Here is a 14,939-nt window from a genome sequence, read left to right as displayed (position 1 = left end):
TCCCAAGTAAGGCGCTGATTTCGCTGTCCTGACCATTATATTTCCTATATAAAACATGGTGTTGAAGGCTGCGAGGGGCGCGTTTCATGGATCACCCAGAGGGTGCGGGCTTGCAACGGGCAGATCGGGTGGATTTCGACCCTCGCGTGCGGCTGGAATTTCGCGGCACGCAGCTCAGTTCCGACGGCGGCCTTCTGGTGATGCGCGAGCTTGATGACGCGCTCGGGTTGTCCGATTTGGCGTCAGCGGCGCTGCGCGATACTCGCTCTGGCAAGAACACGGTCCATCGGCTCGACGGCCTGTTCCGGCAATCAGTCTTTGGGCGGCTGGCCGGATACGAGGATGTCAACGACGCCAACCGTCTCGCCTGCGATCCGGTCATGCGCCAAGTTGTCGGCGGCAGAGCGGTCGATGCACAAGCGGCCTCGGCATCGCAGATGGGACGGTTCGAGACCGAGACGCTGGCTCTGGCCGGGAACCGTGCCGCGCTGGCCGACCTGAACGGGCAATGGATCGACCGGTTCCATGACCGTAACGGGCTGAAGTACATCGTTCTGGACATGGACAGCTCGGTCAGCCCGACCCATGGCGACCAGGAAGGGTCCGCCTGGAATGGCCATTTCGACTGTAGCTGCTATCACCCCAACTTTCTGTTCAACCAGTTCGGGATGCTGGAACGCTGCGCCCTGCGCCATGGCAACGTCCACAGCGCCGATGGCTGGCGTGATGTTCTCGACCCCGTCATTGCGCGCTACGCGGAGCGCGACCTTGGTGGCAGGTTCTTCCGGGCCGATGCTGCCTACGCGATCCCGGCGATCTATGAGCGATTGGAAGAAGCGCGGTTCTTCTACGCCATCCGGCTGCCCGCAAACGCGGTCCTCAAGGACAAGATCGCGCATCGGCTAACGCGCCCTGTCGGGCGGCCGTCACTGACCAAGGTCAAGCGGTTCTTCGAGGAATTCGAGTATCAGGCGGCGTCCTGGGACAAGGAACGCCGGGTGATCGCCAAGATCGAATGGCATCCGGGCGAACTGTTCCCGCGTGTCGGCTTCATCGTCACCAACCTGCCGATGGAGCCGGACTGGGTGGTGCGGTTCTACAACCAGCGCGGCACCGCCGAGCAGCACATCAAAGAGGGCAAATACGCCTTTCGCTGGACGCGGCTGTCGTGCCGGAAGTTCCGCGACAATGAGGTGCGGCTGCAACTGCACGCCCTGGCGTACAACCTGGCCACCTTCTTGCGCTGCATCGAGCTGCCCGAGGCCATGGCCGACTGGTCGTTGACCAGCCTGCAACTGAAGCTGATCAAGATCGGGGCACGTGTGGTCCGTCACGCCCGCACCATCACCTTCCAGCTGGCCGAGGTCGCTGTCACCGGCACGATGGTACGCGCCATCCTCGCCGCTATCCGCCGATTGCGAGCGCCACCGCTATGCGCATGATCGCGATCCACGCTCAAACTGAACGAAAGCGGCTGGACAGATCTGTCCGCTGCGCTGAAAAACGCCGCCCCTGGGCAAGGAAACAGCGGCTTCGCGGTCTGATCCGTCCAGATCCAGCAGTCTGCGCGACCGCAGGTGCCGCTTGCGGCAGAAAATCCTTGTCTAGCGCTCGGATACAGGCGATCTTCACCTCAAACGACACGCCACTTGGGGAATGCAGGTTCTACACGCTCGACTATCGGTTTAACCTGCACCCGGTGGCTTGACACATGTACTTCGTTCTTCAGGCGATGGACCGCCCGGACGCGGGTGATATTCGCGCGCAAACGCGCGAGCGCCACGTGGCTTATATGTCGGGCGGCGAACTTCCGGTTCGGGTCATCCTTTCCGGGCCATTGATGGACGAGGCGGAGGAGAAGGAGGTCGGCTCGCTCATCGTGGTTGAAGCTACGAATCGGCACGATGTCGAGGAATTCTCCCGAAATGATCCCTACCGAAAGGCCGGGCTTGTCGGTGCGATCTTGATCTTGCCGTGGCGCTGGACCCGCGGCAACCCCGACCGGAGGAACTGATATGACCTTGCAGCTTTTTACCTGGCAGACGCCGAACGGGCGCAAGATTTCCATCATGCTCGAAGAGCTGGGGCTGGGTTATGAACTGCGGCCGATCAACATCCTAAAGGATGAGCAATTCTCGCCGGACTTTCTAGCGAAGAACCCCAACAACAAGATCCCTGTGATCGTCGATCCCGATGGCCCCGGAGGTGAGGAACTGGTGCTCTTTGAGTCCGGCGCCATTCTGGTTTATCTGGCACAGAAATACCGAAGCGAGCTACTGCCGTCCGATCCACGCGCGCAGGCAATAACCTTGCAATGGCTGATGTTCCAGATGGGCGGCGTGGGCCCGATGCTTGGGCAACTCCATCACTTTCGCAGATATGCTCAAGACCAGGAATATTCGCTCGGGCGCTACCAGAAAGAGGTGGAGCGAATCTACGGCGTGCTTAACAAGCGGCTGCAAGATTCAGCTTATATCGCGGGGGACGGGTATACTATCGCCGATATCGCCACCTATCCCTGGCTCGCGCGCAACCCGCTTCACAACATCGATCTTGAAAAGGTACCAAATCTCAAGCGCTGGTACGATCACGTTGGTGCACGCCCCGCCGTGCAACGCGGAATGAACATACCGGAAGCAGGTTGAGAGAGTCATGCTTCGAGTTTTAGGAAGGCGCAGCTCCTCCAATGTCCAGAAGGTCCTCTGGCTCCTGGACGAGTTGGATATACCGTTCAGCCAGGAAAATTTCGGCGGCGAATTTGGCGGGAACCGCGACCCGGAATATCTTGCCGTGAATCCCAATGGCGTCGTGCCGACGTTGATAGACGAAGGCAACGCGATCTGGGAATCCAACACCATTCTCCGCTATTTGTGCAATTCGCGCGGACCCACCTCGCTTTATCCCCAGGACCCGATCGACCGGGCAATGGTCGAGCGCTGGATGGACTGGCATCTTGCCGCCTTGAACAAGTTCATGTCACAGCTTTATATCGGCATCGTCAAAACTCCGGAAGCCGAGAGAGACCTGCAGGCTTTAGACCGGGCGCGCATGGAGTCGCAGCGCTGCTTTGCGCTACTAGACGATGCCCTTGCACAAAATTCCTACCTTGCTGGCGATGCATTTTCGCTCGCCGATATTCCCTGCGGAATCATGGTCTATCGCTGGATAGCTCTCGGGTTCGCCAGGGATTCGGAGCAGCCCAATCTTCGTAGGTGGGCCGACCGTCTCGCGGAACGGCACGCCTATCGCAAGAACGTCATGGTCGGCCTTGGCTGACCGGAATCAGAAATCAAACAAACGGAAGGGCTGCCAATGACGGTTGCTGACGAGAAAACCCTGGAAATCCTCTTCACAGAGGCACGTTCTCAGAATGGCTGGACCGACCAGGTGGTAACGGATGCGGAACTTCAGGAGGCATATGATATCGCCAAATGGGGACCGACCTCGATGAATATCCAGCCATTTCGGGTGGTATTCCTGCGCTCTCTTGAGGCAAAGGAGCGGCTCAAACCCGCGCTGAAGCCGGGCAATGTCGAAGAATATGTGTGTATGCACACGCATCCTGACGGCATGTGGACGGATCCTTGCGGGGTCCTTTCGCGGTGACGCAACCGCCTCCCTTCGCGGCTTTCGCGCCGCCGGTCCGCAAGCCATCACCGCTGCGCAAGGAGATCACGGCGGCCTATCGCCGACCCGAAGCAGAATGTGTCCAGCCCTTGCTGGATCTGGCCGCCTTGCCCCGCAAGCTCCGGTCGGACGCCCGCGACACCGCGTTCACGCTTGTCTCGGCGATCAGGGAAAAGCGGACCCGCAGCGGCGTCGAAACCCTGGTTCAGGAATTTGCCCTGTCCAGCCAGGAGGGCGTGGCGTTGATGTGCCTGGCCGAGGCCCTGTTGCGCATCCCGGATGACCAGACCCGCGACGCGTTGATCCGTGACAAGATCGCAAAGGGCGACTGGATGTCGCATGTGGGTAGCGGCAAGCCCCTGTTCGTCAATGCAGCGTCCTGGGGGCTGGTCGTCACCGGCAAGCTTCTCGACAGCGTGAATGACCGGGGGCTGGCCGCCGCACTTTCGCATTTGCTTGCGCGGGCGGGGGAACCTGTGATCCGGCGCGCCGTCGATATCGCGATGCGATTGATGGGGGAGCAGTTCGTTACCGGTGAAACGATCGGCCAGGCGCTGAAGCGCGCGCGCTCTCTGGAGGCAAAGGGTTTCACATATAGCTACGACATGCTGGGCGAGGCGGCGATGACAGCCGCGGACGCCGCCCGCTATTATCGGGATTATGAGCAGGCCATTCATGCGATAGGCAAGGCATCGGCCGGCCGCGGCATTTATGTCGGCCCCGGCGTCTCCATCAAGCTCTCCGCCCTTCACCCGCGATACAGCCGCGCCCAGGCCGGTCGCGTGACCGACGAACTTCTGCCCCGCGTCAAGGCGCTGGCCGCGCTGGCGAAACGCCATGATATCGGCCTCAATATCGATGCGGAGGAGGCGGACCGCCTCGAATTGTCGCTGGACCTGCTGGAAAGCCTCGCGCTCGATCCCGATCTGTCGGGCTGGGACGGCCTGGGCTTGGCGGTGCAGGCCTATGGCAAGCGATGCCCCTTTGTGATCGACTGGACCGTCGATCTTGCGCGCCGCGCGAACCGGCGGATCATGGTGCGGCTCGTAAAGGGCGCTTACTGGGATACCGAAATCAAGCGCGCGCAAGTCGATGGGCTGGCCGACTTTCCCGTCTATACGCGCAAGGTTCATACCGATGTCGCCTACATAGCCTGCGCCAAAAAGCTGCTGGCCGCGCCCGACGCCATATTCCCGCAATTCGCGACCCATAACGCCCAGACGCTGGCGACCATTTTTCACATCGCCGGCCCGGATTTCACGGTCGGCGACTATGAGTTTCAATGCCTGCACGGCATGGGCGAGCCGCTTTATGGCGAGGTGGTCGGAAAGGGGAAGCTCGACCGGCCGTGCCGCATATATGCGCCGGTCGGGACGCACGAAACGCTGCTGGCCTATCTTGTCCGCCGCCTGCTTGAAAACGGGGCCAATTCGTCATTCGTGAACCGGGTCGCTGATGCAAGCGTAGCGATCGACGAACTCGTCATGGATCCGGTCGAGCAGGTCCGCGCGATGGACTTGCCCGGACGCCCGCACGACCAGATCGCCTTGCCGTCCGCCCTCTACGCTGATCGCCGCAACTCTGCGGGCATCGACCTGAGCGATGAGGACGCGCTGGCGCATCTGTCGCGCGCCCTGGCAGAGAGTGCGACGAGGCAATGGCATGCCGCGCCCGCAATTTACGGGCGCCCGGTCGTGCGCAGCGAACGACCGGTGTGCAATCCTGCGGATGCGACCGATGTGGTGGGAACGGTGGCCTTCTGCGTCGAGCAGGACGCGCGCGACGCCTGCCGGATAGCCGCCCATGCCGCAGCAGCCTGGGCCGCTACGCCGGTTGCCGACCGCGCCGCCATGCTGAAGCGGGCAGCCGACGCCATGCAGGCGCACATGCCTCAGCTCATGGGGCTGGCCATCCGCGAGGCAGGCAAGTCAGCGGCAAATGCGATCGCCGAGGTTCGCGAGGCGATCGATTTCCTGCGCTACTATGCCGCGCAGGCTCGAACGACCTTGGGGCCAACGCAACAGCCGCTCGGCCCCATAGTCTGCATCAGCCCCTGGAATTTCCCGCTTGCGATATTCACGGGCCAGATCGCTGCAGCTTTGGTCGCGGGCAATCCGGTCCTTGCCAAACCGGCGGAAGAAACCCCGCTGATCGCCGCCGAGGCGGTGCGCATCCTTCATGCCGCAGGCGTCCCGGCCGATGTGCTCCAGCTGCTGCCGGGCGCGGGCGAGATCGGGGCCGCGCTGGTCGGGGCTGCGGAAATCGCGGGCGTGATCTTCACCGGCTCGACAGAGGTTGCGCGCCTGATCCAGAAACAGCTCGCCACGCGTCTGTCGCCCGGTGGCCGCCCGGTCCCGCTGATTGCGGAAACGGGCGGTCAAAATGCCATGATCGTGGATAGCAGCGCCCTTGCCGAACAGGTGGTGGCCGATGTGATCGCGTCGGCCTTTGACAGTGCTGGCCAGCGATGTTCGGCGCTTCGCCTGCTGTGCCTGCAGCACGAGATTGCCGATGGCGTCCTTTCAATGTTGAAGGGGGCTCTGAAGGAACTCAGCATCGGACGCCCTGATCGCCTGTCGGTCGATATTGGTCCGGTCATCACCATGGAGGCCAGGGCCAGCATCGAAAAGCATATCGATGCGATGCGCGCAAAGGGGCGGCGTATCGAGCAGCATGCAATGCCGACCGACATCGGGCGGGGCAGCTTCGTGCCACCGACGATCATCGAGATCGACAGCGTCGCCGATCTTGAGCGTGAGGTTTTCGGTCCGGTGCTTCATGTCATCCGCTATGACCGAGAACGGCTTGGGCATGTGATCGAAGCGATCAATGCGACAGGATATGGGCTGACCTTCGGTCTCCACACCCGCCTCGACGCGACCATGGATTATGTCACCGAGCGGGTGAAGGCGGGCAATCTCTATATCAATCGCAACATGATCGGCGCGGTCGTCGGCGTCCAGCCATTCGGGGGACGCGGGCTTTCCGGTACGGGCCCCAAGGCAGGCGGGCCTCTCTATCTCGCCCGTCTGGTCCGGGAACCGCCAGCGGCCAGCCGGGGCACGGCGACGCCTGTTGACGAGGCGCTGGCGGTATTCATCCAATGGCTGGCGCAGCGCGGCGAAACAGCGGTGCTCGCGTCGGCCCGGACCTGCGCGGCGCAATCCAGGCTCGGCCAGACGACAGAGCTGCCGGGGCCGGTCGGTGAGCGCAATCTCTACACGATCCGCCCACGCGGCCGCATATGGCTGCATGCGAAAACCGAACCCGGCCTGTTGACGCAAATCGCGGCGGTGCTCGCAACAGGCTGTGAAGGCGTTATCGATGCAGCGAAACTTCCTTCGGACTTGCCCGCCAGCGTCGCGGCGAGACTTTCGCATGACACCGACGGCGTCCTTGCGGGGGTTCTTGTCGAAGGCGACGATGCCGACATCATCAGCCTGTCGGAAGCGATGGCGAACCGGCCCGGACCCATTGTGCCGGTCCATGCCGCATCCTCTGCTCGCTGTATCGCTGGCCAGCCCTACCCGCTCGAATGGCTGCTCGAAGAGGTGTCGATTTCGATCAACACGACAGCAGCCGGGGGGAATGCGAGCCTGATGACGATAGGGTGACCGCAGGCGGTTTCAGTCAGCCTGTCGCCAACATCCCATTCGGTGCATGACCGCCATGCTGGCAGGGGACAAAATCATTCCCACTCGATCGTGCCGGGGGGCTTGGACGTGAAGTCGTAGCAGACCCGGTTGATGCCCTTGACCTCATTGATGATCCGCGTGGCCACCCGGCTGAGGAAGGATGCGTCGAAGGGGTATATGTCCGCCGTCATCCCGTCGGTCGATGTGACGGCCCGCAAGGCGCACACATTGTCATAGGTGCGGTGGTCGCCCATCACGCCTACGGTGCGCACCGGCAGCAGGACGGCGAAGGCTTGCCAGATCGCGTCGTATAGCCCTGCGTTGCGGATTTCCTCCAGATAGATCAGGTCCGCCTTGCGCAGTATGTCGCAGCGTTCCTTGTTCACTTCGCCCGGAATGCGGATGGCAAGGCCGGGACCGGGGAAGGGGTGGCGGCCCACGAACACGTCCGGCAGGCCCAGTTCGCGGCCCAGTTCGCGCACTTCGTCCTTGAACAGTTCGCGCAGCGGCTCGACCAGCTTCATGTTCATGCGCTCGGGCAGGCCGCCCACATTATGATGGCTCTTGATCGTCACCGAAGGCCCGCCGGTGAAGCTGACGCTCTCGATCACATCGGGATACAGCGTGCCCTGCGCCAGGAACGCCGCGCCACCGATCTTCTTCGCCTCATCCTCGAACACGTCGATGAAGGTCTTGCCGATGAACTTGCGCTTGGCTTCGGGGTCGGTGACGCCCTCCAGCCCCTTCATGAACAGCGTTTCGGCGTTCACATGCACCAGCGGAATATTGTAGCTGCCCCGGAACAGGCTCACCACCTGCTCCGCCTCGCCGCTGCGCATCAGGCCATGATCGACGAACACGCAGGTCAGCTGGTCGCCGATCGCCTCGTGGATCAGTACGGCGGCGACCGCGCTATCGACCCCGCCCGACAGGCCGCAGATCACCTTGCCGTCGCCCACCTGCTCACGGATTTCCGCGATCTTGGTCGCGCGGAACTCGGCCATGGTCCAGTCGCCCTTCAGGCCGCAGACATGCCGCGCGAAATTGGCGATCAGCTTGCCGCCGTCCGGCGTATGCACCACCTCGGGGTGGAATTGCGTGGCGTAGAAACGCTTTTCTTCATTCGCGGTCATGGCGAAGGGCGCGCCCTCGCTCACCGCGACCACTTCGAAACCGGGGGCGAGCTTCGTCACCTTGTCGCCGTGGCTCATCCACACCTGATGCCGCTCGCCTTCGGCCCACAGGCCGTCGAACAGGGCGCACCGCTTCTTCACCTCGATGAAGGCGCGGCCGAACTCGCCGCTTTCGCCGCCTTCGACATTGCCGCCCATTTGCTGCATCATCGTCTGCTGGCCATAGCAGATGCCCAGGATCGGGATGCCCGCGTCAAAGAAGGCCTGCGGCGCGCGTGGGCTGTCCTCCCACATGACGGACGATGGGCCGCCCGACAGGATGATGCCCTTTGGCTGGAGCCGCTTGAACGCTTCGGCGGCGCTGTTGAAGGGCGCGATTTCGGAATAGACGCCCGCCTCGCGTACGCGCCGCGCGATCAGCTGCGTCACTTGGCTGCCGAAGTCCACGATAAGGATGGAATCCTGAAGGGGCAGCGTCATCGAATCGCCTTTGTCAGCCAGAAGAAGAGGGATGGGGCGCGGTTAGTCCGCCCGCTTCGATATGTCCAGTTTACTCCCGCTTCCCTGCGCAGGTCTAGGACAGCGCTTCAGCCTGCCCCTGCCGTCCCGCCGCCCATCCCAGCAGAGCCGCGGCGCCCAGAACGGCCGCTGCGATCAGGAAGGCGCTGCCGATGAAGGGCAGCATCGGTTTCGCGCCCACCGACAGCGAATAGATGCCGCCGAAGAAGATGGGCGACAATATCCCCGCGATCGATCCGACGCTGTTGTTGGCGCCCTGCAACTGCCCCTGTTCCGATTCCGACACCCGCTGCGTCATCAGCGACTGGATGGTGGGCATCGCCAGACCCCATAGCGCGTTGGGCAGCATCGCCGCGACGAACAGCCAGCCGGTGGGCGCCAGTCCCATCGCCATGATGCCGACCGCGCCGAACGCCAGGCCGGTCACCATCGTCGTGCGATCGCCCAGCCGCTTGACCACAGGCCCCACGAGCAGCCCCTGCACGCCCATGTCCATCACGCCCACCAGCGCCAGCAGCGTCCCTACCTGCCACGCGCCCCAGCCATAGCGGTCGCCCGCATAGAGGACGAACACCGCCGAAAAGAGGTGGTGCGCGAAATAAAGCAGAAAATTGACGATGGCCAGGCTCGACAATTCGGGGTGCGACCGCAGCAGCTTCAACGCGCCAAAGGGGTTGGCCCGCCGCCAGGAAAAGGCCATGCGCCGTTCCACCGGCAGCGATTCAGGCAGCACGAACAGGCCGTAGACGAAAGCGAGGGCGGAAAGCGCCGCCGCCGCCCAGAAGGGCGCCCGCAACGAAATTTCGCCCAGCACCCCGCCGAGCAGAGGTCCCGCGACAAAGCCGCCGCTGAACGCCGCACCGATCAGCCCATAGCCACGCGCCCTTTTGTCCGGCGGCGTGATGTCGGCCATATAGGCAAAGGTCGATGTAAAGCTGGACGATGTGACGCCCGCCAATATCCGCCCCAGCGCCAGCCACCAGAGGTTGGGGGCCAAAGCCATCAGCATGAAATCCAGCGCCAGTCCCGCCACCGACACCAGGATCACCGGCCGCCGTCCGAAACGGTCGGAAAGGGACCCGATCACTGGCGAGCAGAGAAATTGCATGGCCGCCCACAGCGCCACGAACAGACCGTTCCACAGGCCAGCGGCGCTGGTGGACCCCGACAGCTGCTCTATCAGTTGCGGCAGCACCGGGATGATGATCCCCATCGACATGACGTCGAGCAGCGCCGTCACCAGGATGAACGCGATTGCGCCTGTGCGATGGGGGGAGGACGGGGGACGCATGCCGGTCGCCTAGAGCATTTGCGCGCTCTCTGGAAACAGCCGATTGCCGGACCGGCGAGAAAGCGGAAGCGGCCATTCGAAAGGGCGCGGTCGGGATGCGCCAAAATCGCCGTTTGCAGGCCGCCGGGGCTGAATGCCGATACCGCCTAGCGGGCGGCCCGATCCCGCGGGAAATAGACATCCCGGATGCGCCCGTTCGCGATCGTGCAGGTGAAATGGCGCAGGCGTCCGTCCTGCGCACGCCATCCGCTGCGTATCTCGACGTCGCCATCTATGCTGAAGCCGTCGCGGCTGTCGCGCGGGGCCTCCATCTGACGGACTTCGGCATAACCGCCGTCGCGCTCCGCCTCATCCCGCGCAGCCAGCGCGCAGGCATTGGTCATCGCGCTTTCCTCCCGCTCGTCGGCGTCCTGCGCACCGGGCGCATATTGGTCGTCGCGCGATCCGAAGCGGCGGCTGTTTTCATCGGGGCGGGCGGAAGGCGGCTGCGCCTGCCCGGATCCGACCACATCGGAGAAATCTTCTTCGTCCGCTGGCTCCTGCCGGCCCTGCGCCACATCATCCTCGTCGCTATAGCTATATTCATCGGCGGCGCTCTCTTCCTGCGCCTGCCGATCATTGGGGCCGGGATAGTCATAATCGGGCTGCGTCTGGGCCATTGCCGCGCCGGTCACCAGCAAAGCCGCGCCAAATGCCGATCCTGTTATCCAACCTGCCTTGCCGATCATCGCCATCGCTCCTTCAGACCGGCGGCGCTCTAGACCCAATCGGCTGTCGCACGGCTGAACACGCGTCACGGTTCGTCGCGGATGCTCAGCCCCGTATAATAAGCGGCAAAGGCATAGCTGTCGGCATATTCGTCGATCAGCTTGTCGACAGGCTTTCCCGACCCATGCCCCGCGCGGGTATCGACGCGCAGCAGGCGCGGCCTGGGGCCTAGGTCCGCCGCCTGCAACGCTGCGGCATATTTGAAGCTGTGCGCGGGCACCACGCGGTCGTCGGTGTCGGCGGTCTTCACCAGGATTGCGGGGTAATCCCGTCCCACCCGGATATTATGATAGGGCGAATAGGAATGGAGCAGCCGGAAATCTTCTTCCCTGTCCGGCGAACCATAATCCTTGATCCAGTAGCGCCCGGCGGTGAAGCGGTCGAAACGCAGCATGTCCATCACGCCCACGGCCGGCAGTGCTGCGGCGAACAGGTCGGGCCGCTGGTTGACGACCGCGCCCACCAGCAGTCCTCCGTTGGATCGCCCCTCGATCGCCAGCCCGTCCTTCGTGGTATAGCCCTGCGCTTTCAGCCATTCGCCCGCCGCGATGAAGTCGTCGAACACATTCTGCTTGTTCGCCGCCCGCCCGGCATCATACCAGGCGCGGCCATATTCGCCGCCGCCGCGCAGGTTGGCGACGGCATAGACCCCGCCCTGTTCCAGCCATGCGAGCCGCGTGGCCGAATAGCCCGGCGTCAGGGATATGTTGAACCCGCCATAGCCATAGAGGATCGTGGGCGCGGGCTTTCCGCTGGCCGCCAGCGCCTTCTTGCGGATGACCGTCATCGGGATCAGCGTGCCGTCCTTCGACGGATAGCTGACCTGCTCGATCCCGAACTGATCCGGGTCAAATGACAGGTCGGGCCGGGCGAACAGGTCGAAACGCAGCGTCGCCGTGTCGAAGCGGTAGATGCTGGGCGGATTGGTGAAGCCGGAAAAGCTGAAGAAAGTTTCCGGATCGCCGTCCCGCCCCGAAAAGCCCGCCGCAGCGCCGACGCCCGGCAGCGGCACGTCGCCCACCCGCCGTCCGTCCAGTTCGACCAGCTCCGCGACCGTCTGCGCACCGGCGGCATAGGCGAGGATCAGGCGGCTGCCGATGAGCGATCCGCCCGCCAGGCTGTCCGTGCGTTCCGCCACCACCTGCTGCACGCCCCGCCGCCGGTTGCGCGCATCGATCGCCACCACGCGCAGGTTGGGCGCGCCAAGGTCGGTGATGAAATAAAGCATCGACCCCCGGCTGCCGATCAGTCGCCAGTCATTGCTGATCCCGCGCACCAGCATGCGCAGCTTCAGCCGCCCGCCTGTCAACTCCGCCACGCGCAGCTCGCGGCGCGGGTCGGCGCCCTCAAAGGAACTGACCAGCAGCCAGCGGCCATCGCTCGTCACCTGCGCCATATGGCCCAGCCTGGGGCGCTTGGGCGTCGCATGGACCAACTGATCCTGCGCCTGATGCTGGCCCAGCCGGTGATAGAATATCTGCTGCCCCAGCGTCGCGGAGCGGAAGGCTTCCCCATCCTGCGGGTCTGGAAAACGCGCGTAGAAAAATCCCTCGCCTCGCCCGTCCCACGCCAGCTGGGAGAATTTCACCCAATCGACCCGGTCGTCCAGCACCCGGCCGCTATCGACGTCCAGTATCTTCAGCGTGCGCCAGTCGCTGCCCGCCACCTGAACCGCATAGAGCAGCCGTCGGCCGTCGGGGGAGGGCGCCCATTCGGCCAGCGCCACGCCGCCATCCTCGGCCCAGCTGTTGGGGTCCAGCAGCAGCCGCTGCGTCCCGCTCAACCCCTCCCGGACATAGAGCGGGGTGTGCCGTTCAAGCCCGCTGTTATAGCCGTAGAAATAGCGGTTCCCGGCTTTGCGCGGCAGCGTGAAGCGGCCCTGGCCAAGCAGCGCTTCCATCCGTTTGCGCAGGATGGTGCGCCCGGGCAGGCGATCGATGGTGCGGCGGGTGAGGGCGTTCTGCCTGTCCACCCAATCGCGCACATTCGAGTCCGTGCGAATGTCATTTTCCAGCCAGCGATAGGGGTCGGCCACCTTGATGCCGAAACGCTCGTCGATCAGGTCGAGCCGCCTGGCGTCGGGATAGCGCAGCGCGGCGGGGGCGTCATGGCGAATGCCGCCCGCATCGGGTCCGGCCAGGGCGGCGGGCGTCGCCGCCAGCAGGATCAGCGCCGCCAATAACAGCTGAAAAGCGCGCATCCTCTCCTGTTCGTACCGCTAAAAATGAAACAGGCCATGGCTCGGTTGAGCCATGGCCTGTTTCTAATCTACTGATCCGCCTTTGTAAAAGCGGTTTGCCCGATCAGGCTGCTTCCAGCTCGTCCGCATCGGCGTTCTGCACCGGGCCCGAATCCTGGCCCTTCGCATCGACGTCGCGATCGACCAGTTCGATGATCGCGATCGGCGCTGCGTCCGAAGCGCGGAAACCGGCCTTGATGACGCGGGTGTAGCCGCCGTTGCGATCCTTGTAACGCTCGGCCAGAACTTCGAACAGCTTGGTCAGCTGCGTGTCGTCCTGAAGACGGGCATGGGCCAGACGACGGTTCGACAGGCCACCCTTCTTGGCGAGGGTGATCAGCTTTTCGACGTAGGGACGCAGTTCCTTCGCCTTGGGCGTGGTGGTCTGGATCTGCTCATGCTTGATGAGCGAGGCTGCGAGGTTGCGGAGCAGCGAGTTACGATGCCCGGTGCTGCGCTGCAGCTTACGATGACCGATCTTGTGACGCATGATATCTTCCTTCGTTCGTTAAGGGCCCGTGTGAGGTAGCCCAGACCCGGCACAGTTGAGGTCGTGCCTATCACCTTGATGTCGTCATCCCAGCGGAAGCTGGGATCTCGTGCCCCAAGGTTGCCCTTGGGGCCTGAAACCCCGGCAGGCGCCGGAGTGACGGGACTGGATCAGCCCAGCAGCTCCTGTTCGAGCTTCTTGGCCATTTCCTCGATATTTTCCGGCGGCCAGCCGGGGATGTCCATGCCCAGGCGCAGGCCCATGGACGACAGCACTTCCTTGATTTCGTTCAGCGACTTGCGACCGAAATTGGGGGTGCGCAGCATCTCGGCTTCGGTCTTCTGGACCAGATCGCCGATATAGATGATGTTGTCGTTCTTGAGGCAGTTTGCGCTGCGGACCGACAGTTCCAGTTCGTCCACCTTCTTGAGCAGGTAGCGGTTGATCTGGTTGGTGTCGCTTTCGCCTTCCGAAGCGGCCGAGGCAGATGCGCCAGCGGCCGGAGCGGCGACGGGCAGCGCGTCTTCGAAGTGGACGAACAGCTGGAGCTGGTCCTGCAGGATACGGGCGGCATAGGCCACCGCGTCTTCCGGCGTGACGGTGCCGTCGGTTTCGACGGTCAGCGACAGCTTGTCATAGTCCAGTTCCTGGCCGACGCGGGTGTTGTCCACCTTGTAGGCGACCTGACGGACCGGCGAGTAAAGCGCGTCGATCGGGATCAGGCCGATCGGCGCATCGGCCGGACGGTTGGCGACGGCGGGGACATAGCCCTTGCCGACGTCAGCGGTCAGTTCCATGTTCAGCGTCGCGCCCTGGTCCAGGTGACAGATCACCAGTTCGGGGTTCATCACTTCGATGTCGCCAACGGTCGTGATGTCGCCAGCGCGGACTTCGCCGGGCCCGGTCGCGGACAGTTGCAGGCGGCGGGGTCCGTCGCCTTCCATGCGCAGCGCGACCTGCTTGATGTTGAGGACGATGTCCGTGACATCTTCACGCACGCCGGCCAGCGACGAGAATTCATGCAGGACGTTCTCGATCTTGATCGAGGTGACCGCCGCGCCCTGGAGCGAGGACAGAAGAACCCGGCGCAGCGCGTTGCCAAGCGTCAGGCCAAAGCCGCGCTCCAGCGGCTCGGCGACGAAGGTCGCCTTGCGCTTGCCGTCGCCCGCGGCCTTGATCTCAAGGCTGTTGGGCTTCTTCAATTCCTGCCAGTTCTTCATGTTGACAGTCATGTATT

General features: G+C 63.5%; 12 protein-coding genes. 6 read left to right on the top strand and 6 right to left on the bottom strand.

Annotated features, from left to right (window positions below; all coding sequences use genetic code 11):
* Window positions 1–86 precede the first annotated feature (86 nt).
* From B6S01_RS07685 to putA, 6 genes are all read left to right on the top strand, one after another.
* Window positions 87–1,442: an IS1380-like element IS1247 family transposase gene (locus B6S01_RS07685; RefSeq protein WP_006473457.1), complete on the top strand. Its 1,356-nt coding sequence runs from the start codon at window positions 87–89 to the stop codon at window positions 1,440–1,442.
* Window positions 1,443–1,711: 269 nt separating this feature from the next.
* On the top strand, window positions 1,712–2,014 hold the full coding sequence (locus B6S01_RS07680) for a YciI family protein (RefSeq protein ID WP_037467959.1): 303 nt from the start codon (window positions 1,712–1,714) through the stop codon (window positions 2,012–2,014).
* 1 nt (window position 2,015) lies between these two features.
* Window positions 2,016–2,645: a glutathione S-transferase family protein gene (locus B6S01_RS07675; protein ID WP_037467957.1), complete on the top strand. Its 630-nt coding sequence runs from the start codon at window positions 2,016–2,018 to the stop codon at window positions 2,643–2,645.
* 7 nt (window positions 2,646–2,652) lie between these two features.
* Window positions 2,653–3,276: a glutathione S-transferase family protein gene (locus B6S01_RS07670; protein WP_037467955.1), complete on the top strand. Its 624-nt coding sequence runs from the start codon at window positions 2,653–2,655 to the stop codon at window positions 3,274–3,276.
* 36 nt (window positions 3,277–3,312) lie between these two features.
* On the top strand, window positions 3,313–3,606 hold the full coding sequence (locus B6S01_RS07665; protein WP_081570334.1) for a nitroreductase family protein: 294 nt from the start codon (window positions 3,313–3,315) through the stop codon (window positions 3,604–3,606).
* Window positions 3,603–7,241 (top strand): trifunctional transcriptional regulator/proline dehydrogenase/L-glutamate gamma-semialdehyde dehydrogenase, encoded by a 3,639-nt coding sequence (putA, locus tag B6S01_RS07660; RefSeq protein ID WP_037462396.1) that lies wholly within the window; start codon window positions 3,603–3,605, stop codon window positions 7,239–7,241. Before B6S01_RS07665 ends, putA begins: the two co-directional genes overlap by 4 nt.
* A 74-nt stretch (window positions 7,242–7,315) precedes the next feature.
* Here the strand turns inward: putA and guaA are convergent, their stop codons facing one another.
* The 6 genes from guaA to B6S01_RS07630 form a co-directional block, all read right to left on the bottom strand.
* Complete coding sequence (guaA, locus tag B6S01_RS07655; protein ID WP_081570340.1) at window positions 7,316–8,875, bottom strand: glutamine-hydrolyzing GMP synthase; 1,560 nt, start codon at window positions 8,873–8,875, stop codon at window positions 7,316–7,318.
* Window positions 8,876–8,969: 94 nt separating this feature from the next.
* A complete protein-coding gene (locus tag B6S01_RS07650) occupies window positions 8,970–10,205 on the bottom strand; it encodes a TCR/Tet family MFS transporter (RefSeq protein WP_037467889.1) in 1,236 nt (411 codons plus the stop codon).
* A gap of 146 nt (window positions 10,206–10,351) precedes the next feature.
* A complete protein-coding gene (locus B6S01_RS07645) occupies window positions 10,352–10,933 on the bottom strand; it encodes a hypothetical protein (protein ID WP_094182635.1) in 582 nt (193 codons plus the stop codon).
* 65 nt (window positions 10,934–10,998) lie between these two features.
* Window positions 10,999–13,173 carry a prolyl oligopeptidase family serine peptidase gene (locus B6S01_RS07640; RefSeq protein ID WP_037467888.1) on the bottom strand — a complete coding sequence of 725 codons (2,175 nt, stop codon included), beginning with the start codon at window positions 13,171–13,173 and terminating at the stop codon, window positions 10,999–11,001.
* A 103-nt stretch (window positions 13,174–13,276) separates the two neighbouring features.
* A complete protein-coding gene (gene rplQ / locus B6S01_RS07635; RefSeq protein WP_037467887.1) occupies window positions 13,277–13,702 on the bottom strand; it encodes a 50S ribosomal protein L17 in 426 nt (141 codons plus the stop codon).
* 170 nt (window positions 13,703–13,872) lie between these two features.
* Complete coding sequence (locus B6S01_RS07630; protein WP_037467885.1) at window positions 13,873–14,934, bottom strand: DNA-directed RNA polymerase subunit alpha; 1,062 nt, start codon at window positions 14,932–14,934, stop codon at window positions 13,873–13,875.
* Window positions 14,935–14,939 lie beyond the last annotated feature (5 nt).

It is taken from the genome of Sphingobium herbicidovorans (assembly GCF_002080435.1).
GTDB lineage: Bacteria > Pseudomonadota > Alphaproteobacteria > Sphingomonadales > Sphingomonadaceae > Sphingobium > Sphingobium herbicidovorans.
The sequence above is the reverse complement of the archived record's forward strand: the minus strand, read 5'-3'. Positions and strand labels throughout refer to the sequence as shown.

Bases quoted from the DNA above. Each gene is read 5' to 3' on its own strand.
- rplQ (WP_037467887.1), bottom strand. From the start codon at position 13,702: ATGCGTCACAAGATCGGTCATCGTAAGCTGCAGCGCAGCACCGGGCAT.
- B6S01_RS07680 (WP_037467959.1), top strand. From the start codon at position 1,712: ATGTACTTCGTTCTTCAGGCGATGGACCGCCCGGACGCGGGTGATATT.
- B6S01_RS07675 (WP_037467957.1), top strand. From the start codon at position 2,016: ATGACCTTGCAGCTTTTTACCTGGCAGACGCCGAACGGGCGCAAGATT.
- B6S01_RS07630 (WP_037467885.1), bottom strand. From the start codon at position 14,934: ATGACTGTCAACATGAAGAACTGGCAGGAATTGAAGAAGCCCAACAGC.
- B6S01_RS07640 (WP_037467888.1), bottom strand. From the start codon at position 13,173: ATGCGCGCTTTTCAGCTGTTATTGGCGGCGCTGATCCTGCTGGCGGCG.
- B6S01_RS07645 (WP_094182635.1), bottom strand. From the start codon at position 10,933: ATGATCGGCAAGGCAGGTTGGATAACAGGATCGGCATTTGGCGCGGCT.
- guaA (WP_081570340.1), bottom strand. From the start codon at position 8,875: ATGACGCTGCCCCTTCAGGATTCCATCCTTATCGTGGACTTCGGCAGC.
- B6S01_RS07670 (WP_037467955.1), top strand. From the start codon at position 2,653: ATGCTTCGAGTTTTAGGAAGGCGCAGCTCCTCCAATGTCCAGAAGGTC.
- B6S01_RS07665 (WP_081570334.1), top strand. From the start codon at position 3,313: ATGACGGTTGCTGACGAGAAAACCCTGGAAATCCTCTTCACAGAGGCA.
- B6S01_RS07650 (WP_037467889.1), bottom strand. From the start codon at position 10,205: ATGCGTCCCCCGTCCTCCCCCCATCGCACAGGCGCAATCGCGTTCATC.
- B6S01_RS07685 (WP_006473457.1), top strand. From the start codon at position 87: ATGGATCACCCAGAGGGTGCGGGCTTGCAACGGGCAGATCGGGTGGAT.